The 23,564-nt window shown below is 41.1% G+C and carries 17 protein-coding genes; all 17 read right to left on the reverse strand.

The features are described 5' to 3' along the window. Positions 1–54 precede the first annotated feature (54 nt). Positions 55–1,581: a tripartite tricarboxylate transporter permease gene (locus L4D20_RS20200; protein WP_428803388.1), complete on the reverse strand. Its 1,527-nt coding sequence runs from the start codon at positions 1,579–1,581 to the stop codon at positions 55–57. A gap of 14 nt (positions 1,582–1,595) precedes the next feature. Next, positions 1,596–2,093 (reverse strand): tripartite tricarboxylate transporter TctB family protein, encoded by a 498-nt coding sequence (locus tag L4D20_RS20205; RefSeq protein WP_428803389.1) that lies wholly within the window; start codon positions 2,091–2,093, stop codon positions 1,596–1,598. A gap of 286 nt (positions 2,094–2,379) precedes the next feature. Next, on the reverse strand, positions 2,380–3,351 hold the full coding sequence (locus L4D20_RS20210; RefSeq protein ID WP_428803390.1) for a tripartite tricarboxylate transporter substrate binding protein: 972 nt from the start codon (positions 3,349–3,351) through the stop codon (positions 2,380–2,382). A gap of 281 nt (positions 3,352–3,632) precedes the next feature. Next, positions 3,633–4,370, reverse strand: a complete 738-nt coding sequence (locus L4D20_RS20215; protein WP_428803391.1) for a protein kinase domain-containing protein — start codon at positions 4,368–4,370, stop codon at positions 3,633–3,635. 10 nt (positions 4,371–4,380) lie between these two features. Further along, the gene (gene tssM, locus L4D20_RS20220) at positions 4,381–7,764 is read right to left on the reverse strand and encodes a type VI secretion system membrane subunit TssM (RefSeq protein ID WP_428803392.1); all 3,384 of its coding nucleotides are present in this window, start codon (positions 7,762–7,764) and stop codon (positions 4,381–4,383) included. A 25-nt stretch (positions 7,765–7,789) separates the two neighbouring features. Then, on the reverse strand, positions 7,790–9,010 hold the full coding sequence (gene icmH / locus L4D20_RS20225; RefSeq protein WP_428803393.1) for a type IVB secretion system protein IcmH/DotU: 1,221 nt from the start codon (positions 9,008–9,010) through the stop codon (positions 7,790–7,792). 4 nt (positions 9,011–9,014) lie between these two features. Beyond that, the gene (tssK, locus tag L4D20_RS20230; protein WP_428803394.1) at positions 9,015–10,346 is read right to left on the reverse strand and encodes a type VI secretion system baseplate subunit TssK; all 1,332 of its coding nucleotides are present in this window, start codon (positions 10,344–10,346) and stop codon (positions 9,015–9,017) included. Between the two features lie 85 nt (positions 10,347–10,431). Further along, positions 10,432–10,914, reverse strand: coding sequence for a type VI secretion system lipoprotein TssJ (gene tssJ, locus L4D20_RS20235; protein WP_428803395.1), 483 nt, complete (start codon positions 10,912–10,914; stop codon positions 10,432–10,434). Beyond that, positions 10,911–11,879 (reverse strand): FHA domain-containing protein, encoded by a 969-nt coding sequence (locus tag L4D20_RS20240; RefSeq protein ID WP_428803396.1) that lies wholly within the window; start codon positions 11,877–11,879, stop codon positions 10,911–10,913. The genes tssJ and L4D20_RS20240 overlap by 4 nt, the downstream gene beginning before the upstream one ends. Positions 11,880–11,967: 88 nt before the next feature. Continuing rightward, positions 11,968–12,705 (reverse strand): ABC transporter substrate-binding protein, encoded by a 738-nt coding sequence (locus L4D20_RS20245; RefSeq protein ID WP_428803397.1) that lies wholly within the window; start codon positions 12,703–12,705, stop codon positions 11,968–11,970. Next, positions 12,695–13,705, reverse strand: coding sequence for an ABC transporter substrate binding protein (locus tag L4D20_RS20250; protein ID WP_428803398.1), 1,011 nt, complete (start codon positions 13,703–13,705; stop codon positions 12,695–12,697). The genes L4D20_RS20245 and L4D20_RS20250 overlap by 11 nt, the downstream gene beginning before the upstream one ends. After that, the gene (locus tag L4D20_RS20255) at positions 13,702–16,257 is read right to left on the reverse strand and encodes an MFS transporter (protein WP_428803399.1); all 2,556 of its coding nucleotides are present in this window, start codon (positions 16,255–16,257) and stop codon (positions 13,702–13,704) included. The genes L4D20_RS20250 and L4D20_RS20255 overlap by 4 nt, the downstream gene beginning before the upstream one ends. Positions 16,258–16,336: 79 nt before the next feature. Next, the gene (gene tssH / locus L4D20_RS20260) at positions 16,337–18,955 is read right to left on the reverse strand and encodes a type VI secretion system ATPase TssH (protein WP_428803400.1); all 2,619 of its coding nucleotides are present in this window, start codon (positions 18,953–18,955) and stop codon (positions 16,337–16,339) included. Between the two features lie 33 nt (positions 18,956–18,988). Beyond that, positions 18,989–19,921, reverse strand: coding sequence for a type VI secretion system baseplate subunit TssG (locus L4D20_RS20265; protein WP_428803401.1), 933 nt, complete (start codon positions 19,919–19,921; stop codon positions 18,989–18,991). A gap of 61 nt (positions 19,922–19,982) precedes the next feature. Next, positions 19,983–21,734: a type VI secretion system baseplate subunit TssF gene (gene tssF, locus L4D20_RS20270; protein ID WP_428803402.1), complete on the reverse strand. Its 1,752-nt coding sequence runs from the start codon at positions 21,732–21,734 to the stop codon at positions 19,983–19,985. Continuing rightward, positions 21,727–22,149, reverse strand: coding sequence for a type VI secretion system baseplate subunit TssE (tssE, locus tag L4D20_RS20275; protein ID WP_428803403.1), 423 nt, complete (start codon positions 22,147–22,149; stop codon positions 21,727–21,729). Before tssE ends, tssF begins: the two co-directional genes overlap by 8 nt. Further along, the gene (locus L4D20_RS20280) at positions 22,149–23,543 is read right to left on the reverse strand and encodes a type VI secretion system contractile sheath domain-containing protein (RefSeq protein ID WP_428803404.1); all 1,395 of its coding nucleotides are present in this window, start codon (positions 23,541–23,543) and stop codon (positions 22,149–22,151) included. The genes tssE and L4D20_RS20280 overlap by 1 nt, the downstream gene beginning before the upstream one ends. Between the last annotated feature and the right edge of the window lie 21 nt (positions 23,544–23,564).

Genomic DNA, 23,564 nt, shown 5'->3' on the forward strand with positions numbered 1-23,564 from the left:
AGGAGCGTATATGCTCCTTTGTTTTTATGCTTACTTGTTTTTATGAGTACTTATTTATTGTTCTACTTCTTTTGGTGTTGCTCTTAACTTATTAATGAAGCTGATAACTATTGGGCTAACAAGAACAAGCGCTGCAATTATAGTGAATGAGAGTGTAATAGGGCGCTCCCACAAGAAACTTAGCTCACCGTCACTGATCATTAGCGCTCGACGTAAATTCTCTTCCATTAGACCACCTAATATGAAGCCAAGTAGTAAGGGCGCTAGTGGAAAATTGGCCAATCGTAGTGCTATCGCTGCCATAGCGATGATTAGCATAATGAACACGTCCATGGTATTAAATGAGACTAAATAAACACCAGTGATTGAGAAAAACAGAATCATTGGAAGAAGAACCGTCCTTGGTACTGCCAATAACTTTGAAATATATGGAATCAGTGGAAGGTTCAAAATAACCAATACAATGTTACCAAAGTACATTGAAATTATAACCGACCAAAAGACATCAGGGTGATCAACAAATAAACGTGGACCAGGTTGGATACCATAAGAGATTAAAGCGCCAAGCATAATAGCGGTAGTACCTGAACCAGGGATACCAAGAGTCAGTAGCGGAACGAATGAACCACTTGATGCGGCGTTGTTTGCTGATTCTGGAGCGACTAAACCGCGAATGCTTCCTTTACCAAACTCTTCTTTCTTATCTTTTGGAGCGAAACTACGTTCCATACCATAGCTTAGAAAGGCTGCGATTGTCGCACCTGCACCTGGAAGAACACCGGTAAAGAAACCAAGAATAGAAGAACGGATTGAAACAGGAGCGACTTCTTTAAACTCTTCCTTAGTTATCTTCATGCTACCAATATCAGCCATGACCTTATTTTCTGCATCACTGGTGTCTTTTTGTGGCTTCAATATGCCCATCAAAGTTTCACCAAGAGCGAAGGTTGCCATTGCAAGAAGCAAGAAGCTAAATCCATCCATCAGATCAGTTAAGCCGAAAGTAAATCGCTCTACGCCGACGCCTTTATCAATACCAACCGTTGATAGCATTAAACCAAGAATGGTCATCATCCACGCTTTAATTACCTGACCTGGGCCTGCGAATGCGGCAACGGCAGATAAACCAAGTATCATCAGTGCAAAGTAATCAGAAGATTGAAAACTCAATGAGACACTTGCTAGTGCAGGTGCTGCGATTAAAAGCATGATTGCTGATAATGTGCCACCAGTGAATGAAGAGTAGGCAGCTAATGCTAATGCTTTTCCAGCTTGACCTTTTTGGGCCATTGGATACCCATCAAATGCAGTCACCACTGTGGATGAACAACCCGGAGCGTTGATTAGTATCGATGAAGTCGAACCGCCGAAAACCGCACCGTAATAAACACCTGCCATTAAGATTAAACCTGAAGAAGGGTCTAAGCCGTATGTAATAGGGATCATTAAAGCGATGGCTGAAATTGGCCCAAGACCGGGCAGCATTCCAATAAAAGTACCGACAAAACAACCAACTACCACCATCATGATGTTCATTGGCATTACTGCGGTAGAGAGTCCTTGTAAAATTCCGTCTAACATAATGTTAATCCTAATTACCAGATAATGAATAGCAGACCAGGCTCAAGATATACATCAAGAGCTTCTGTCAGAAGTAGATAAAAGGCGATTACAAAAGGAAAAGATGCGCCAAGTAGTACTGATTTCCGACGTTCTCCGAGCAAGTAAAACCCTGCAAGCAGAAATAGGCTGGTTGCAAGAACAAACCCTAGGTAAGTTAGCCCAACGCCATAAAGAGCCATCAAGCATAAAAATGCGATAAGCAGCTTCCAGTCAAAATCAGAAACAGCCCCGCTATCTTGGTCTTTTTGTCCTGTAACTAAGAGGATCAACGAAAGTCCAATACCAGCAAATGTGAGTAGAGTGGGTAAGGTTCTAGCCGTGAAAGGTTCATATTCGTCCCCGGGGAAAAGGGGAATGAGAGTGCTTTGGTAGCCATATACGAGGCAGACCAAAAGGAAAATAATCGCCCCGACTCTATCGCGACATAGTAAGTTTTCTTTACTGAAAAAATTAGTTGGCGAATCCGACATATCCAACTCCATTTGCTTGAGGAAATAAAAGGCCGCGTACGAGCAAGTTAATGAGTAGCTGTCAGCTATACTGAAGACCTAAACACTAACGAAAAAGTAAGCTGATTGCTGCTAGTCAATTGGGCTTACATGTTTAAATACATAAACAACAATGTAATAAACAAAGGAGTTTTGGGGTTCAACTCGTACACGGCAAAACTGGGTGTTATGAAGGGCTATAGCGAATATAGAGTCGCATACAGCCCTTATATAGTAGTGCTAAATACTATTTACTTAAGGAAAGCAGTTACTTCAGGAAACCAAGCTCGCGCATTAGGTCGCCCATCTGTTTCTCTTGATCTTCTAGGAATGAATAGAAGTCTTTGTCTGCTTTGTAGTTGTCAATCCAACCATTGCGGTCACGAACCACTTCCCATTGCTCTGTTTTGTACATCTTAGTTAGAGCCTTGTTCCATTCGTCGATCTTCTCTTGGCTAGCGCCTGGTGCTGCGAAGAAACCACGCCAGTTAGCAAATACAGTTTCGTTGCCATATTCTGTTAGCGTTGGAATGTTTGGAGCTGCAGCAAGACGCTCAGGAGCCGTAACTGCGATGATTTTAACTTGGCCAGACTTAGACATTTCTAATACTTCGCCTAAACCTGTAGATAGAAGCTGAGTTTCGCCAGATAACAATGCTGCCATTGCTTTACCGCCAGCATCGTAAGCGATGTAACGGACTTTCTTAGCATCAAAACCTTCACCTTTAAACGCAGCTGCGACAACTAGGTGATCCATACTACCGCGTGCAGAACCGCCGGCGATTTTAACTTTACGAGGGTTTGATTCGAATTCTTTAACGACGTCTTCCCATGTGTTGTATGGAGAATCAACCGAAGCAACGATAGCGCCGTAATCGGCAATTGTGGCTGCGACAGGTGTTAGGTCACGGAAAGATTGTGGGAAAATACCAGTAAGTGAACGAACTACGATTGGTGTTGAGTTCACCATCAAAGTGTCTTCTTGACGCTCTGCTGTTTCGATAAGGTGTGCAATTGCTTTGCCGCCACCGCCACCAGATAGGTTTTGGAAAGATACATTTTCAACAATGTCAGATTTAACTAGAACATCACCTGTACCACGTGCAGTCATATCCCAACCACCACCAGCACCACCTGGGATGATGAAGTGGATTTTTTCCATATCAGCGGCCATAGCGCCAAAAGAAAATGATGCAGCGATGATCGATGCCGCTAGTGTTGGTTTTAATACCTTAAACATGTTTCACGTTCCTTATGTAGGTGCACGAATCGAATAGAGACGTACTTATCGTTATGTTTTTCTACATCGTTAGGAGGAATAACAATGTAGATGTGATTAAGGTTACGTGTATGTTAATTTTTTGTCTGCAATGTGTGGATAAAAAGAATATCGGTCATTTAGAGGGTTTTGTTCATAAAGTTCACGAAAAAAGGTGATCTAGCGCTTGGTTGGGTTTGTCCGGAATTACATTTTTTGGGTGGTGTAGAGTGTTGATTATTAGACAGAAAATGTAGTGCTTGTTAGCGTGTTAGGAAGTGGTAGCGACTCGGTAACGATTGAACCGGTACAGTAGAGTGCTCTAACAGCTTTGAAAGTGTTGCGCGAACTGAATACCAATCATCAGCCGTTGTGATGGTCTCTGATGAATGAGGATGGTCCGGGTTGTAATGAGTTGTGCTTTTTTGATGGGGGAGGTTAGAACGCGGTTTTGAAAACTCAGGGCTATAGAATTGGAAAGCAAGAGAGTGCTGTTCTGTTCCTATTACAGTGACTGAAGAAAAATCTAAAAGCATTACCTCTTGAGATTCCAATAGCAATATATTGCTTGGTTTGATGTCGCAATGTACATAGCCATACTTGTGAATTGAATACACCGCTGATTCAAGTGAATTGAGTCTAGATGTTGAAATGCACTCTCCTTCATTGCTCGTATCGGTAATACTATTTAATTGCTCGGTTAATGTCTGGCCCGTGATAAAAGGGTAAATAATCCAATCAATTTGCTTGTGTCCATTATATTCAAGTAGTGAGGGCCAATATTGAGATGGAAAGCGTGTTAGAAACTCTGCAGCCTGCTTTAAGCCATGTCGGCTAGGGACGCTTGATGCAAACTTGATGACAACGTCACCGTATTGCTTACAAGAGGCAAAATAAACGTGCTCTCGAAGAGCACGTTTAAATTGATAGCCATCTTTTTCTAGCAATTTGGCCGCACTGATGTAGCGCTCATCGACGAGGGTATTCTCCTTGGTCGACATTACCAATAGGTTAGATTCCACTAGGCAAAGAGAATCCAGCGAAGAAGCCGGGCACAAATGGGTTCACTTGTCCTTGGGTTCGTATTGCTATGGTTACTTTACTGTCACCATAATCAAATTGGATTTGGGTTTTTTGTGACGTAGCTGACTTCACTCTAGGTTCTATTAATCTGAACCAATTCCAGTTCCCGGAAAACTCTTCTTGAGCTACTGATTGAGCTTGCGCACTTAACTTAACACCGAGCGCATCTTCAAGTTGTTCTTCTCCTGCCCACGTTAATTGGCTCCAAAATGTTGGCCCGTGTCGATAGGTAAAAATTGTCTGTTGATTGGTAATGGAAAACTCAGTCAAATCAGGGGTCATGTCTACCGCTTTAATCTGAAATTGGACAGAAACCTTACTTGGATCGGATAGAAATAGTGCTTGCTGAATATCCTTAGCTTTACTGATCATTTGCCATAAATCTGGGTCAAGTGCCAAACCAGAGCTAGGTAATAGCCCCGGTAAGAATGGACTAGACCCTTCTGTCTCAGTAAACATTTTGAGTTTTGTTGCGTAGAAAGTATCAAAAATCCCATTACTCGAGAAAAAGGCAAATACATCGGCGACGCTCGCATCATTCGATGATTTTCGGCTAAATGGGTAGAACGACGCCAAAGTCTGTTCGTACGGTTGATAGACTTCAGATGCCCACGAACTATTCAGGTACTCATGAGTCAGAGATAACAGCATTTCGTTACTTTGTTGACTGATACCATCAAGGATCTGTTTCATCAACTCAGGTTGATCTGTTGCGACGGTTGCTAATGAACCGATTGGATTATCAGCTTTTAATGAGGCCGACAAGGTTTGAAATGCGAGGCTTTGTGGTTCATTACTCTTATAGAACTTGTCTAGCCAGACTTGAGTCTCTGCAATCGAGGCTAATATAGAATCGATAGGTTTGTTATTGGCTTTATCAACGGTAATTAAACCATGTACAGCAGTGAAGCTCAGTGATATTTGACGAGCAGCCTCTTTCTTATCCGTATCCTGCTCTGGGATGACCGCTTCTTCGCCCTCTACTGCAACGGGTTCGATTTCAACGGAAGTATACTTAGCAAGCGTGGTGTAAAGCAGTGAAAGTGGGTTTTCACTTGGATTTGCCAAAACGGTAAGGGTCCGATGTAGCTCACTTGGGTTGCTTATCGGTTTTACGTCGATGTTTTGAACAACCGAACGCCAATAGTTAATGTAATCCTGCTGGTACATCTGCTTTAGGTCACGGCTAATACGATACATTTCCAGTGCACTTGGTGCCGCTCCCGCAATCCCTTGGTATGCCTGAATAGCCTCTTTAACTAACGGAGAGTCAACCGATAGATCAATCTCGTTAAACCCGGATGGTGTGTATAAATAGGGAACTAAATAACCCACGAACTGAGGCGGGAAGCTAAAGACTTGGTCAAAGTTACTTCCAAGCTCAGTGGTTATGTCAACACGCTTAGAGAACCGATCTAGATTGACGATGTGCTCATAAAGCAACATCTCGACCCCAGTTTGATTGATGACTTTCTTCGCCAAAGACTCAAGAGCCACATTAGGTTTTACTGGAATTAGATTTTGTTCAAATGCATCATTAAGTAGACGAGAAAGCTGGGCGGTATTAACACTATCGGCTTCACCTTGTTCTTGGAGTGTGTGAATAAAATAGCTTTTTAGCTCTTCGACGTTAGTTCGATTTGGATTGAACAGCAATCGATAGTTATTAAGTAATGTTAGAGTCTTAGCTTGGTCTTCTAGGTTAACGTATACGAACAGATCCTTTTCAAGCGTGTTTTCCATTGAAGGAATAAGAACTTGTTTTAATTCATTAAAGTAGGCCTGCTCGACCTCTTTTTCAATCGTCGGTGAGGGTAGGAATGGAAGATTATACCAAGGCTTTGGTTCTAAATAGAGAGCGTAGATTCGATACAGTGAATATAAGTTAGGAACGTTGTCTGACATATTTTCAATGTCATATGGAGACGCTGAAATCGCTTCTTTGTAACGCTCGAGTAGTTGATCTGCTCTTAACTCACGCTGGCTTTGATCGTCAAAGTTGAACTTAATCAAAGTTAGAGTTGCGACCAAAAGCCCTGCCCAAAATAAGCTATAGAAAGTTTGAGCAAAAAGGAGAGCATTTTCTCTACGCTTATTGACTCCAACAAGTTCCTGTTCGTTTAGCACAACATGAGTCATTAAATGTTGTGAAAAAAGCGTTTGGTTAACAGGGAGTTGAGGGTTGGAAAGGTACTCATCGTTACCAAGTGAGTGATTGACAACACTTGCTAAAATGTCTTTTTGATTCTGTTCTGTACCATTATGAGTGAAGTAGAAACCTCTAAATTGAAGGCCGTCACTTAATTGTTCACCTCGATAAAGCCTTTGTAAGAACGTCCACAAGTGCTGTTTCAGCAGACCAAACTGGAAAGGCGCAGAGACAATAGAGTTCCTGAAATCTTGATTGAGCTGATTACCCAGTGCGGTATTTACATTGCTAATCAGTTGAGTAGTTAAGTGATCAAACTCGTCTGAAAACCAGTAGGAATCGATGCCACCATGTTTTTGGTGTGGGAAGGTAGCGCCAAGTACGTCATTACGTTTGGATTCGTCGAATGAAGAGAAAAACTGACAAAAATCGCTGATACTGCCCATGTTAGTAATGACATTATAAATTGGTAAGTTTAAACCGAACGTGTGATTAAAGGTCTGAATCGTGGATTTCAATTCATCAGCATTTTGAGTGACTTGCTCTTCGTTAGTCAGCAGTGAAGCAATATCTGTTGTTAACAGCAAACCATTAATGGCCTGACGAGGGCGCCATTTATTTAAACATTTACAAAGGGTCTTAATGTATTCGGGGTGTTGATCGTCGCCAAGGCTAATTGACATTAGTATAGAGTGTTCGCTTTGCCAAAATAGGATAGGGAACTCTATGTCATTTCCAAAATCATCCAACTTGTACGCTTCATACCCCATTTGACTGATTATTCGTTTGTCTTGTTGAGGGTTTTGGCTCAATAAAAAGTAGATAGGTAAGTCGTAACGGCTTAAACGTAACTTCTTCCGACTTTGTATTCTCATCATTCGGTGAAAGTGAGTGATGAGAAGCTTTTGGCGTTTTTTAAGTAAAATTCGTTGTTGATTATCGTCAGCTGTTTTCTTTTTAGGCCGAGACATTAACCAGAAGGTGAATAAGCCAAATAACAATGCGATGAGCATACTTACAGAGATAACAGCCACCAAGTGAGCAAGCCAACTAAAGGCCCACGCAGTGACGCCACTTATAATCAAGACAAGTAGCGATACGATAAAGGAGATGATCACTCGCTTTGATTTGCTATTTTTCTGCGATGATTTCGTATCAGGCATAATAGATAAACTTCATCCTTAATTGTTATTGTTCGTTCTTTACGATGATGGCGTTGATGTTGTCGTTACTTTGATACCATTTCTTTATTGATTTCGCTTGTGTCGACGATGTCGCACTGACGATCACTCGAAAATAGCTTTTGTATTCGTCGATAGTTGGCTCAAAAGTGGAGACAGATAGCTGTTTAATAAATGCGGATGCATTAGCTTTCGATGAAAATGTTGCGAGTTGAACTAACCAAGGTATCTCGCTACTGGCACTCTTAAACACGTTATCTGTGGGTTCAACACTTGTGGTTTTGCTGTTACTTGCGTTAATGGCTCTCATGTCACTAACACTGATGGCTTTAATGGAATATTCACTTTGCTTGTCAATATCCTCCTCAGTGCTGATATAAATAATATCGCTGGTTTGGCTCGACAAAATATAGCGTTGGCTGAAATCTCCAAGGTAGGAAAAATCACGAGCTCGCTGTGGGTGAGTCTCGTTATACCAATACTGAGTAAGCCCAACGGTTGTCAAAATAAGCATTAGATAGAAGACAGTAGAGATAACGTAGCGGCTTTTTCTTGCGGGTTTACGTATCTTGGGTAATGACACTTTTGTGTGACAGTATATATGGCTGGATTGACGGTACTGACTAATCAACTGCTCTAACTGATGAATTGATGTCTTGAGTTGGTCGCTGCCATGCTCTCTGAATTGACCTTTAAAACCAATGCTTAAAAAGATGTAGATTATCTCAAGCAAATCGATCATTTTATGTGGTTGCCGAATCGCTTTTTCAGTAACGTTGAAAAATAGCTCGCCACCATTTCGCATACCGAACAATTCACTTAACAGAGTTTTGTTTTCCCATCCTTTTTGCTCGCCCCAGTCAGTGTAGATTATCAACTCATCAATGACGACTGCGTAAAGAAAGCAGAGTTTATCAATGACTGCAATGGGATAGCTGAGTTGGCTTGCTTGCTCTTTAACGTTGTTGATGTCATGAATGATCTCTTCTCGCAGAGAGGTAAGATCATACGGCTCTGGCATAGTCGATATTTTAAGAACCGTCGCAAGAAGAGAGCTGCTGATATTCAACAGCTGATTTTCCGCCTTATCAAAGTTTTGCAAAAAGGCCGTTTGATTTGAATCTGAATGAATTGGAACACGTTGTGTCGGCGTATCTATATCCTCAGGCTTTGAAAAAGTCTGATTCGATTTATCCCAAACAAGCGTATCTTCGTCTACAAATTCCATATCGTTACCTTAATGCGTAGAGCACGACTTCAAGTTCAGAAATTCGGGCGTCGACGTGCATCGCGAGTGCATCTCGGTTATCTAACATTTCAGTCCAGGTTTTATCAAGGCTATCTATTTCAAAATAGGAAACACCTTGAATCGGTTTCAGTTCGCTAGGCGCGAGTGGTAAAGGCGTAATTGTGATTCCAGACAATGAGTTCCGAACAATATCAACAATGCGCGTATTACTGCTTAACTTAGCTGATACAGGGAAAAGCTCGTTAAGGTCGCTACTATTGATGTTGGATTTAACGCTGAGCACCAAGCGACGATTTGCGACGGCAGATGTATCTTTAATGATGGTTCTTAGTAAGCGACGCTTTTCAAATAACGACATATCCCAGTGATATTCCAATACAGAGTCTTGCTGCACAAGGGTGAGCATATTTCGAAGATTGGAAAATAACGGATTGAAGCATTCGTAGAGATCGTGCTGACTTAGAGGCTTACAGGTATCGGGTAGTGCTGGCGTAAGAGCCAATACCTGAGCTTCAAATTGCTTTAGCTTACTGTATAGCTTATGAGTTTGTAGCTTAGGGTTTGCAATGGTTAAGTCAAACCACGGAAGCCATGAATTCAGAACCTGTAGCCATAGGTAGTCTTGCATCATTGATTGAGCGCTTTTCTGCCCCTGTCCGGCTTGTATACGTTTGATTAAGTTATTTGCTCGGTTATTTGTTAAGGCATGGATCTCTTTGATTCGCTCAATTAAAAGTAGAGATGCCCCGTAATGCAAGCTCGCTGGTATAAACGAGCGGTCGAGAACTACATCACCGGATTCACTGCATTCAAGTACTTTAGCAACAGGGATTAAGGTAAAGCCAGATACATCGTCACTGTTAAACTTTAAGCTGATGTTGAGTAATGCTACATCTATTTCGACATTTGCGTTTTCAGAGGTAGAGGTATCAAAGACATTGATCGCTTGAGTTAGGTAACGGCTTTGGTCGCTGTTTTTCTGGCTGTAATCATTATTGCCTTGCAGTGAGATCGGCAATGCTAGATAAACGATGGTTTCAATTGTACCCTGCGGGATATCAATCACTATTTCGTTTAACAAATCGAAATGAGTACCATCAGGGAATAAACCGCTACAGTGTGATACTGATAGTTTGCCTATTTTTAGTAGGTCATGGTTGATGCTTAGCTCTGTCACACCATAAAATGGAGATATACCAGCAAGGGTTTCGACATTTTGGCGAATGTAGTTTTGTACATAACGATCCTGCTGCTGAAAGTGCTGAGGAGCGATAAACATTCCTTCTTGCCATACTACTTTTTTAAATGCGTCCACGCTATTTCCCTATGTCGTTGAGACAACTTATTTCTTTAAACTAACTGCTTCTTAGAGACTGTTTTTTATTGATATTCATAGACTGTTACCACCATCCTGTATCAGGAGTAATAACCTCAAATTCGGCTTTGTTTCCCGATAAGTTCAGTTGTAAATATTGCTCTTCATCGGTAGGTAGTACGGTGACTACTTTAGGTTCGCTTTGTTGATAATCAGCAAACTCCACAAGCACGGCGAGAAACAATGTATTTTTGTTGATATCAATATCGATGGTGCTGGTACTAGTTGGCATTACAATTGGGAGCACTTGTTTTGAAATAAGGCTCGCTGATAGCACTTGTTCATCTTGGTTATAGAGTTCAATAAATTGAGCTTGTAAGAACGCCTGTTTTTCGTTTAGTTGATAAAGCCTAACCACGACTGGGTTGCCTTTACTGGAATTCGATGGATTGATCGTGTCATCTGCTTTTATTGCGAAACTATGCGATGTGTAAGTTGGAACTGGATCGGAAGAGCAGCCAAACATAAATATTGCTAAGAGTGCTAATGCTAACCACTGCGCTTTCAATTCTCTTCTCCCTGTTTTTGCATGTTCTCCATAAAGAGGGCTTTGAATTGACGTCGAAACTCACCGTTATCTTTTCTATGCTCAAAGTGCTTCGTGTATATACGCCAGTACTTTTTTTCTTTACTCGAGAACAATCCACCAGAGATATAATTATTAAACTGATGCTCTAACTGTTGTGGAGCAAACTCATTAAGGAACTGATCAACAGTTTTTTCTAAAGCTTCAAAAAGAATGTCATGTTGCAGAGGCGGGTTCTGCAAGTATTGTTGATTCTTTTCTGTTAACGAAACAAGTTTATTCAGTGTTTCCTCTAACTGCGTCGATTGGTCGCCACTGCTAATTGGCAGATACTCTAAATCAGATGTTGAAGACTGGATCTCTTCTTGGCTCACCTCATGAATTTCGACATTGGCTTGAACATCGATGTGAGGTTCAATTTCAGCGGACGTGAAGTCTTCAAAAGGGTCAGAAGAAAACGGGTCGTCGCTCAATACATTCGTTTGGGAGAAACTGGCGTTACGCTGTTTTGCTGGAGGCTCGCTTACTTGATCCAGAAAGTCGACATTATCATCTTTTAGATTCAGCGAAAATGCAGGCTCATTTAAATTGAAATCATCTGCTTGAGGTTGTTTTAAATCGTTATTACTGCTCATTAAGGTGCTTATCAACATAGTGTATTTTTCAATAACAAGGATGTCACCATCGTTAAGTGGATACTCCTTACCTGAAACTAATGGCTTGTCGTTCAGTGAAGATTGATTTTTACCTAGATTTGAAACGACATAACCTTTGTCGCCTAGAGAAATGCGACCGTGTACGCGAGAGATTCGCTTACTTTGGTCTGGCAAAGCAATATCACAAGAAGGAGAGCGGCCAAACTCACCTCCATTTTCAGGTAAGTAGACAACTCGTGATGTGACTACTTCATCTTCAGGAATAGAAATTAAATGAACACTAATAGTCATTAGTACTGTCTCTCATTCATATTGTCTCTCACTAATTACGGCCTCGCATTGCCTGCTACTATTCTTTGCAGTTCTGTCTTTTGATTTGCTACTCTGCACACTTCGCAACGGCAAGGTTAAATTTATCTAGAAAACCGCTGTACTTACTTAAAAATCGATTTGAAAAATAGACGCCCATGGGTTTCGTCTCTAGCAATTCTGACTGAAAGTAATCAGTGGGTAATTGCGATGTTTTTATCTCAGAATCAAAAACAAGCTTATCTTCTAAAGCTATATCGATTTCTCGGCTTTTTAGTAGCTTTAATAATACTTTAGCATCACGTGGCTGCTTTACGACGTTATATCCATTACGTTTTAGCCAAAACCACTTGTTTGACCCAAATTTTGCTGAAAATTTAAGGTTTAACTTCGAAAGCTCGTCGATTTTTGCTGGGACACCAGGTCCGAAGTACCAATATAGTTTTTGCTCAGAAATCGCGTTTGAAAGAGTCGCATATTCGTCTCGTTCTTGGGTGTTTGTTGCGACGAAGAAACCATGCTGTGTTCCACTATGTACCTTTAGTTGAGCCTCTGACCACGAAGTCATTGTAATTTGATAAGGCTGGCTCATTTTTCCCAGTGCGCACTTTACTTTACCAAGTGCTAAACCTTGCATTTGCCCATTTTTATACTCTTGGTATGGTGGCCAGTCCTGAGTTGTTAACAACAAGCGAGTAGGGCCAAAGTTATTTTGACCGACGCTACTTTGGCTAGTCACACCTTCAGCGTTTAAATTAGTTATCCCTAAAATATATAAGGATATCAATAAGGCAAACCTATTTATCATCACTGTTATTCCCTATAAGTTCAGATATTTTTAACACCGATACCGGAGGGTAATAGTCTAATTGTTTAGTTGCTCCAATGTTAACAATATATGAGTACTGACTTAATGGCTCAATAGGAATATCACTGATATTTCTCATATTAATGCTTGAAGTGAGAACTTGTTCGGCTTTGTAGGCGGTAAATTGACCAACATTATAGTAACGACTGACAATCCCGATTAACGCTTGGGAGTTTCGAATAGGTGTTTCAGTAGACGAAAACGTCGGGATCTTATGACTATGCATAGTATTCACAATTCGTTTTGCTGACGAAATGATAAATGAGTCGGGCGGCAAATACGCAAGGTCGATACCATCGTTATCCATTTTGATTACGATATCGTCAATTGAATCTAAGCTAGGTTGCCCTTGATTAATGGTCAATGGATATAAAACAACACGCTTATTATATTGTTCAGATAACGCCAACATTTTTTCGGCGGTGACAACAGAGTTGTTTTCGAGTGGATTATAGATAATTCCAATTGCTTCTATTCCATCAAGTTTGCTGATGGATTTAAACTGTACGTCATGAGGAACAATGTGGCTTACGCCAGTGAAGTTTCTAGAAACCGATTTTTCAGAAACAATCTTTGAACCAATAGGGTCACTCACGATGCTAAATACCGCAGGAATATTACCTGAGCGGAATTTAGATGGAGATTCGATAGTGCCAAGAAGTGACAGCGTTACGGTTGTACCGAAGGTATAAACAAGATCCGCATCGAGTTTGTCGATAGAGCGAATATTTTCAGACAGCGCTGCTTTGTCACGATTGGCATCAAGAATTGTATACTCGACATCGACTTTACTGGAGAGGTACTCCATAAAGCCTCTCTCAGCATCAGTCACGCCTCGCCATAGCAACATAACTACATGGCTCTTCTCTGAGGCTGAAACAATAGGAGAATATAGCGATGGCAGCATGATTAATAATATGGCTAACAAAGGTCGAATCATTGTGATGCCTCCAGCTGCTGTTTGTCTGACTTGGTAAACAGCGTATAGAGGCTAAGTAATACAATGGAACTTGTGAGTAGAGTCAAACCAAAGATCAGTATGGTCGTTTCAAAACCGAATAAGCTAAGAATAAAGCCTGCCAATATTGGCCCCGCCACATTGCCTATTCGTTCAATTAGCCTGAAAATTCCGATTGTTTTTCCCTTGTCTATTCCTTGATTGCGGAGCAGCTCTATTACGAGTGGAATTTGAGGTGATACACAGATGCCATGAGCGACGCCGATGAAAATTACGATCATTAAGAGACCATACGTCCCCGGCAGTATTAGAATATTGATTAGAGCGACCGCAGAAAGCAGACCTCCACAGACGATAAACACCATTTTGTTGCGATACTTATCAACGAGGGCTGCGCTAAGAGGGGAGATGACAATAAGTGAAAGCCCATAAGTCATCATAATTCTCCCTGAAACAGAACTGCTTTCTCCCAAAAATTGTAAATAGACAGGGCAGATATAATAAAGAAAACCAGTCAAAACAATCTTTGCGGGGATTGCACTGAAAAGGCAGATAAGAGCGAAGTATTTATTACCTAACAGAACTTTAAAGTCAGACAAACGAACTGGTTTGCTGCTGTTTTGAGATTCTCTTTGAGTGAAAAAGATCCAGACTAACAATGCACTCATTAGAGCAAGCATCGCGGCACACAAAAAGGTGGTAGAGAAACCTAACTTGTCAGCCATGATTCCGCCAATAGCTGCACCACACAGTGAACCAGAGAAGAATGCAGACAAGAAGGTTGCCATGCCCTTAGTTCTGTTTCCATCGTGTGTTGTATCGGTGACATAACCTTGCGCTGAAATAAAGACAATCCCGTACCCAACGGCTGTTATTGCTCTTGCAAACAGCAGTGTCAGCATATTAGGAACAAAAGCAGTGAGAGAAAGGCCGACAGCAGTGATGACAGCGCCAGTAATTAATGACTTTCGTCGACCTACTTTATCAGACCAATAGCCAGCAAATGGAAGAGAAAGTGCCCAACAGAGCATAAACAAAGATATTGGTATACTGGTCTCTAGGCTTTTAGGTATCCAATCTAGGTTATTGGGTAAGCTAGAAACAAAATTTGGAAAAAACGCGAGTGAAGACGCTTCTGCAAACACCAGTAAAAAGAGTGGCAGTCGTATAAAACGATAATCAAGCGCAAATAGATTCTTGTTTGGCTGATTTGGGTTGAGCTTTACAACACTGTTATTCAATTTCTTAAGTAACAACCCTATTTCGTCTTTTGAAATAATGGTTGCTAAGTGATTTACAATGTCACGGTTGACGGCCATGAAAACCTGCTTAAGCTGTTGCCAAGGCGCTAATATTAGAAAATGACAAGTAAAAAGGATGATCTCTATAACAACCAAGCAGGAAGCAATTAATACTGTCACCATATCCATAAAGCTTTCTTTAAGTAAGTTTAGGATTATGTTGTCATCAGTCACAACTTTTACGTATACATTATCGATGCTGTTAATTGGTGAAGTGTGTACGCTACCTTCACCGACAGAGTGCTCAGGATATTGATATGCACTTTGGCCATTGTTAATTAAAGATATTGAGAGAATTTCTCGATGACTATGGGTATAGATTGAAAATTCTTCTTCAAGACCATTTAGCCGATTAAGTGGAATGTCATTGTTTACTAGGCGTTCGATGACACTAGAGAGGGTGTCGCCAATGAGGTTTGATTTTTGTTCTAGTTTGTTTTCATAGACTGATGAAAAAGAGTTCATGGATTGATAGGAGAGCCCTACATTAGCAACCACCGTTAAGCCTACGGTGATACTGATGATGACGATAGGAAAGTGTTTCGCTGTCCATTTTGCCCATTGCGAACGAGCCGCAGTTGCATTAATTATCTGATGTGCTTTGGTTATGTTCGCTAATGTCTGTGAGCTAGTCTCTTTATCATCGGATGATAGAACAGAGTGAGCTTGGCTAACCTTTTTCAAAAAAACATCCAATAAGTTTTTAACCGCAATAAAGCCAAGACCTGCTGTGATGAAAAGCCAGAATGCAGCAATGAATATTTGCTCTTTCAGTAGAGACGCTTTAATCAAATTGAGCGGAGCAGTTTCGTAATGAAGCGACAGTTCGCCCTCTTTAACATTGAAGGTGTTATAGATATCAAGCTTTAACTGACGTTCTGTTTTTTCGATCTTCGTTCCTGCACCGAAAAGTGTGTCACCTGACTCTGAAGTCACCGATATATGAGAAATTCCTTCAACCAGCTTAATTCTTCTCTCAAGCAGGTTTTGAATGTTGGTGATCGAGGCGAGAGGTAAACCAAGGCTGATTGCTTGGTTTATGTCGTTATGAGTTTCCTCAAGCACGATTTGGTAGGTTGAGTCTGAAGTCTCATTCAGTCTCTTTTCAAAGTTGAGATAGTTTAGAGTGGTGTTTAAGACGATAGAAAAGAGCAACACTGAAGTGATAGCAAAAATAAGCTTCACTTTGAGTGTTAGTCCCGTTTCTGTTGCATGCTTCTTTTCTACCGTCATTTACTGCTAATTCCCTATGCAATACTAAGTTTAGTTCTTGTTTGTTGGAGTTAATGTCATTAACTAATAGCTAATCTCTTTAACTAATAGTTAATGTAAAACCTTCAGGGGAGCTACTGCCAACAACAGCGACTTCTGAAATTGGTTCATTTCTGCTTAATCGAGATATGCACTCTTCCGCCAGTTTTGGCATCAATGAGCGGTTAATGATCTGTTCGACTGCACGACCGCCTGTTGTTGGATCACTGTTACGATTGACAACGAACTCAATAAAACTCTCATCCCAGTTAAAGGTTGCTTGGTACTGTTCTGCGAGTTTCTTCTTAATTCGGTTCAACGAGATTTCAGTGATTTTAGACAGTTCATCATCGTTTAGAGGGTAGTACGGAACAATAGTTGTACGCCCAAGGAACGCAGGCTTGAAGTACTGTTGTAAATCAGGTCTTATCGATTCTAACAACTCCGTGTTGTCGATGCGTTCTTCTGACTTCGCAACAACATCACATATTGCTTGGTCGGCGGCGTTTGATGTCATGATGATTATGGTGTTTTTAAAATCGATTGAACGGCCTTCACTGTCTTTGATGCTCCCTTTATCAAAAATTTGATAGAACATATCGTGGACACCAGGGTGTGCCTTTTCCATTTCATCGAGTAGGAGAACAGAATAAGGATTACGGCGGATCGCTTCTGTTAACACGCCACCTTCACCAAAGCCCACATAACCCGCAGGAGAGCCCAGTAGCATTGAGATCTTATGCTCTTCTTTAAACTCCGTCATGTTGATAACGGTAAGGTCATTGCTTCCTCCGTACAGTTGCTCTGCAAGTGCCATGGCGGTTTCAGTTTTACCTACACCACTTGGGCCACACATCAAAAAGACACCAATAGGTTTACGGTTATCCGTGAGCCCGGCACGAGAGATTCGAATGGCTTTTGCCAGTTCTTGTTTAGCAACATTTTGACCAATAACACGCTTATCAAGCTCTTTTTCCAATGTAAGGAGTTTCGCTATCTCATCACTCATCATGTTTCCGACTGGAATTCCGGTCCAGTTAGCGATGATTTGTGCAATGGTATTGTCATCAACCATGGCATTGACGAGAGGCTCTTCACCTTGAACTTCATTGAGTTGATTTAATAATGACGTTAATGCGGCTTGTTTGTCTGAATCAACGTCACCGGTGAGCTGTTGTTCAGTGATCTCTTGTTGGACAAGCTTAACTTGATCAACGAGAACCACTTCTTTTTCCCAACGCTCTTGATAGGCTGCCAGTGATTGTTCGTTTTCAACGATCAATTTGCCTATTTCAACGATAGCTTCTTCACTATTTCCAAATAGAGCTTGTTCTTTTTCTAGCGCTGCTTTTTCGTTGGATTGATATTTTATCGTTTGCTCTAGGCTTTCGATTACTTCTGGTTTTGCTCCCTGTGTTAGAGCAATTCGTGCACTGGCGGTATCCAGTAAACTGATCGCTTTGTCAGGCAGTTGGCGACTTGGTAGGTAACGAATAGATAAGTGAACAGAGGCTTCAATTGCCGATTCCGCAATAAATGCGCCATGGTGGTTTTGTAGAGAAGCTGCCACGCCACGAAGCATCTGCATTGCATCTTCTGCATTTGGCTCTTCGATTGTCACGATTTGGAACCGACGTGTTAATGCAGGATCTTTTTCGAAGTACTTTTTATATTCTGCCCAAGTTGTTGCGGCGATCGTTTTGAACTCTCCGCGAGCTAGGGCCGGTTTTAGTAGGTTAGCCGCATCATTTTGACCCGCTGCACCGCCAGCGCCTATAAGAGTATGTGCTTCATCAATGAAAACGATAATAGGCACATCAGAATTTTTAACTTCATTAATGACATCTTTTAGGCGGTTTTCAAATTCACCTTTAACACTGGCACCTGCTTGTAGCAATCCTAAATCAAGTGAATGAATCTGAACGCCTTGCAGCGCCATAGGTACTTCATCAGCGGCAATTCTCAGTGCTAAACCTTCAACAACAGCTGTTTTACCAACGCCCGGTTCACCAACCATGATTGGGTTGTTTTGGCGCTTACGGCAAAGAATATCAATGGCTTTTCGAACTTCGGCATTTCGGCCCGAGATTGGATCTATCTTTCCGTCAATGGCTTGCTGAGTAAGGTTGATTGTGTATTTACTTAACGCATCATTACCCGATGGCGTTGTGTCGACTTGCCCCGCAGCAGCTGAACTGCCGCCAGAAGATGCACGTGCAATAGGGGTTTTACTGATTAAACCTTGTAATGATTCAATCGATATTGCTTCTAATGATTTCAGCTCAAGTGTTTTAACGCCCATTACATTTTGCTGCAACAGGGCCTGTACTAAATGGAGACTGACAATTTCGCCATGACCATAGTTTACTGAAGCAATCATCCATGCATCTTTAACCAACTCAGTTAATGCATGACTTAACGTTGGTTGTCCTTCACTGCCTTTGGTCAGCAGTGTGATCTTCATGGTGAGTTCTTTAACCAGTTCTTCTTGAGGCACCTTTTGTGAATCAAACAGGTTATTCAAATTACTATCTTTTTGAGATAACAATTGAAGTAACCAGTGCTCTACTTCAATTGCTGGTACTCCTTGGTTCATTGCTGCGCCAGCTGAGGTTTCTAGTGCTTGCTTAAGGTGTGTAGAGAGCTTCCCTACTAGGTTGGTTAAGGTCACTTGTGTCATACTTTATTCCTTGTACCGAATGGGACTATTCGATTAACTATTAAGTAAAATATTCACGACTTCAGCTGGGTTACGTTCAGGAGCAAGGCAGGTTGCCTCTCCAAGTCGAGCTGAATTTGCAAAATTGCTAGATAACATTGGTTGGGCTAAATAAGCCCGCTTTACACTTAGATAAATAGAAATTGGTGTGCTATCACGCAGGTAGTGCTGTGATAGTTCACGAATTTGTATAGATAAATTTGTATCGTTTAGCACGTGTCGATACTGGTTTCGGTTTTCCATTAATATAAAAACATCAATTCGGTTAAACTGAGCGTTGCATGTTTGACCAAGTAAAAAACCTTGTCCTAACCGACTATTATAACTTTGGTCAATACCGAGCTTCGTCAACGAGTCGCTTGGTAACTTCTGTCTTACGCTATGGCGAGCTTTTACCTTAAAACTATAAGGGAAAAAGTCGCAAAGTATCCGTGTAAGTGTAGGAAGGTGGCGACTGTGCTGATTAAAGAGCGTGCTGTACTGGAAATACTGCTGATGCTTTGTCGTCAAGTTAGACAATTGATAAAGAAGCTCTGATCGTTTGTGAGAGAGTTCTTTATCAAATAGTTGAGAGCGTTTCATTGTGACGCGATATAAGATTTCATAATGTCGCTGGTTAAATACGTCCAAAAAATCTTTTAATGCATGATCTTCTCTATGTAATGCTGAGAGAAGTTCTTCATATAAGTAGTTTGGTATTACGCCTTTTACACCTGCTAGTGCAGGCTTAGTCAACCGCAACTTCGCGACATTGCTCTTTAATGAGAAATACTGTATTTCATTGGCATCACCAGCAGGCATCACCTCGGCTTTTAGCTCCAACCGAATTTTGTTTGGATGAGCGGCAACAAACTGTGAAAGGTGACGCATCGCCTGCGAAAACTCCCACTGCTGAGGATTGTCTGCAAGATCGTTAATCAATGCCATTGACACCTCATGAAGCCAGTTTTCGTCATAGAGTGTTCTTTTAGCGTGTTATTTGTTAATGCTACAAACATAATTGGCTCCCATGAACTTTTGTGTATTTCTTGACGATACCATCACGGCCAAAGATTCTGATATTCAACTGAATATAGCGGTCGAAACTACAAAACTGTTGGAAGAAACGATTGAGTACGTCGCTAAAAACATGAAATGGGGCGTTAGTATCCAGCTCTATATCGATTTCTGTTCCTGGTGAAAAAGTGTTCTTACCCAGAATACGAATAGCGGCGACTTGGGAGTTAAATGTCACGGTACGAATGGTTTGAATGTCACTGTCTGACACCTGATTACGACAGCATAGTTGCAGCATTTGCTTTAGTGATTCACTGGCTGTTTCTGAGTGCAGTAATGATGAAAAATTACAGTTAAGCATCCCAATAAACTGCCAATGTAAATTCTGGTCATACTCTCTTGCGATAGGCGCCGAAGGGGGGTAAATAGGGGAGAACTCACCCGGTAAATCAATACTTTCTTTACACTCCAAAACACTATCGATACCACAAGCTAGCTTTCCATTAGTACACAATAAACGTGTGCCAAAGAGCTTACTAAACTCAGAACTAGAGGTATCCCCAATCGATACCATCAGTTTATGTTCACCAAAAGCATCTCGACTGGCTTGCCAATAATCTTGTTGTTTATCTGTGTTGTAACGGTTTTTAAATAGTGGAAGTAATGGGATCTCACCGTTAGGAGTGATCTCATAAATATCTTTTATTTCGTATATTTCTGTAGATTTATTGATGTGCGAATTGGTATTAATTGGTGCCGTTAGTGTTCTTTGGTCATAACGAATGGGTTCACCAACCTCGTCAAAAAGGTTAATCGCTGGGACAACGTTGAGCTTAAAAACCGATACGTTAAATAGTCGCACAAACTCAGAAGGCAAAGAGGACAAAAATAGATTAACGACAACTTCTGAAGAGGCATGATTAGTGAGTGACTTTCCAAATCCTTTTAAACGAAAAAATTGGCGCTTCTCTTTGAAGAAAAAATATTCGCTCATTAACTGATACCCAGAAAACTGATTACCGTGTTGAGGAAGAAATGTGAATGAGAGATCGCTGATTCGGTTTTTTAAATTGTTTACTTCAATTGGGGAGTGCTGTTCACAATCAGTATCAGAAATAGAGATAGCACGTGTCTGACTTAGTAACAGCTCAACAAGAGAATCGGCATTGTTTTCAAAGCCTTGAACAAAAAAGTCGAGATCTTCAATATCTAGATGACGAAAGTGGACATCCGGATCACCTGTAGATAGTGTTATCTGAATAGCCGCAGAAGACTGTTCAGCACTTTTAGGTCGATTAAAGTTAAATGGCGCACTTAACGCTCGAATATCTGTAATGCTAAAGGGGGTTATTGTCAATTCATCCACAGTTCTAAACTGGCACTCTTGCTCTTTCACATCGCCTGAAAACTGAGACCCTTTAGGTAAAGTGGCGCTTTCAATAGGGCCTTCAATGTCTTCAAGCTTCAAATATGCAATGCTTGGAATCGTTTGTATGTATGATGGAAATAGTACCGCTAACAAACCTTCAACAACTTCAGGGAGCTGTTCTGATAACTGCTTTTCAACAGTGGCATTTAGTAGTGCTACGCCGTCTAATAAACGGGCAATACTAGGGTCTTCAATCTTACCTTGATGTATGTTGAGACTTTCAGCGTGGTCTGGGTGTTTTTCACCAAATTGGCCAAGTGATCGACGAACAAAGGCGAGCTCTTGCTCAAAATACCGTAGAAGTGGATCACTCATAGCTGTCCTCACTTAAAGAGGTAGATAGATCATTTAGGGCAATCTTTGAATCAAACACCAACTCTGTTTCTCCTTGGCTTGTATTAACTTTTGCTGCAATGTTGAAGGCAAGAGCATTCTCGCTTGCTTTACGCTCAACCAGTTCGACGACAACGTCGTATAAGCGCGGTTCAAATTGAGCTACCCAAGTTTCGATACGCATGGCAAGTTGAGTCTGGTCAAGGCTTGCGCTTAATAGCTGGATATCCTCTATTCCAAAACGATGGTTGGAACGATTGAGTTCAGTAAAACGATTGTCAATATCAATAAGGGAGGCTTCAGACTCAAGTAACTTAGTTAAGTGGTACTTGATATCTTCGACTTCGTTGAAAGCGTTAGACGGATTCTGACTAATGAAACTACGCCATAGACTCATTACGCCACCTCATCTAAATCGGTGGTCAATATTACTTCACCACTGAAATGGTCATATTGATACTGTGGAACAATACGCAATGTGCAGGTGTAATGCCCACCATGAGATTTGGATTCGTTGATTTTGATTTTTGCAAAGCTCAAAGGGTATTTAGCAAGTGTTTCTTCATTAGCAAACGAGACATTACTAGAGAATTTTTCTATCCATTGAGTAAGAAATACTTCACATTCTGCAGCAGTACTAAAGCTACCGATCATTTCTCTAACTTGTACCTTTAGGTAGTGAGCTATACGGCATGACATCAAAGTCGTTTGAATTTGAGTCAGCACTTTTTCATTGTCACTGTCCCCAAACGTCCAGATCGAGTTGTTTCCATTAAAATAGAACTTGTCACATAGCGGACTTTTGGTGAGAGGTATGAATCCTTGTTGGGCATAAAAAGAAGATATCTGACCGAATAACATCACACTCGTAATAGGATTATTTAAATAGTAGCTCGTCGTCGTAATGCTTGGTGTGTTGACTACGGACCCTTGGTATCGGTCATTCCACCGAGATTTGAGAAACCCGAACCAATTTACACGGTGATGTTCTTTCATTATGGTCGCTGCAAACGCAAAAATTGCGTTCCCCCATAATCCATTTCCAGACTCATTAAAAATAAAGCCAGCTTTACAGTTTTTGTAGCTTTCGCGCATGCGAATTGAAGGCATAACTAAACCAATAAATCGTGAACAGGTTTTTTCTTTAAGTTGTTGCCATGCTTGGAAGTCAGGTCCGGAAAGGATTTTTTCTATTCTGTTGATGTCCGAGAGCCAGTCTGCTTTTGAACTTACAAAGAAGTTTTCATCTGGGGCTAAGAGAATAGGGCACAGGGTTGCCTCGCCAAGTTTTCCTAGTAGCTCTAACGTAAAGACATCATCAAAATCGGCATCAAAGTCGATATCCATACTGACAGGGTGAGTAAACAGTAATGTACCAAATGGTTGCCCACCCAGAGTATTCAATTCTTGATTGCCAATGAGGTTATATAAGTGACTGCTTTTGGTGCTGTAAGCTTGATTTACATCAGAAGAGACTTCCTGCCAATTCATGTCAAGCAAGCGAATTTTGGTTCGCTGTTTGTTGACAGGGAGTTGTACTAAGCCTTCAAGACCAAGCCAGCTGCTATTTAAGCTTTCAAACTCTTTGTCATGTAAAATGAGGTTGAGCTGTTCAGATAGTTGCTCGTCAATATTTACTATCAATCGAGTTAGTGCGCTACAGAGCATCTCGGGCTTTTTTAGTATATTTTGATCGAGCTCAGATAGTAAAGACAACGCTTTTTCCATAAAGGCGTTGTCTTTATTATCTAGTTGATTAAAGGTGTTTTGCCAATCTGTATTTAACTGCATACAAATAAGTGGCCGAATTGC

Origin of the sequence: Vibrio kyushuensis (assembly GCF_050337325.1) — a bacterium.
Taxonomy (GTDB): domain Bacteria; phylum Pseudomonadota; class Gammaproteobacteria; order Enterobacterales; family Vibrionaceae; genus Vibrio; species Vibrio kyushuensis.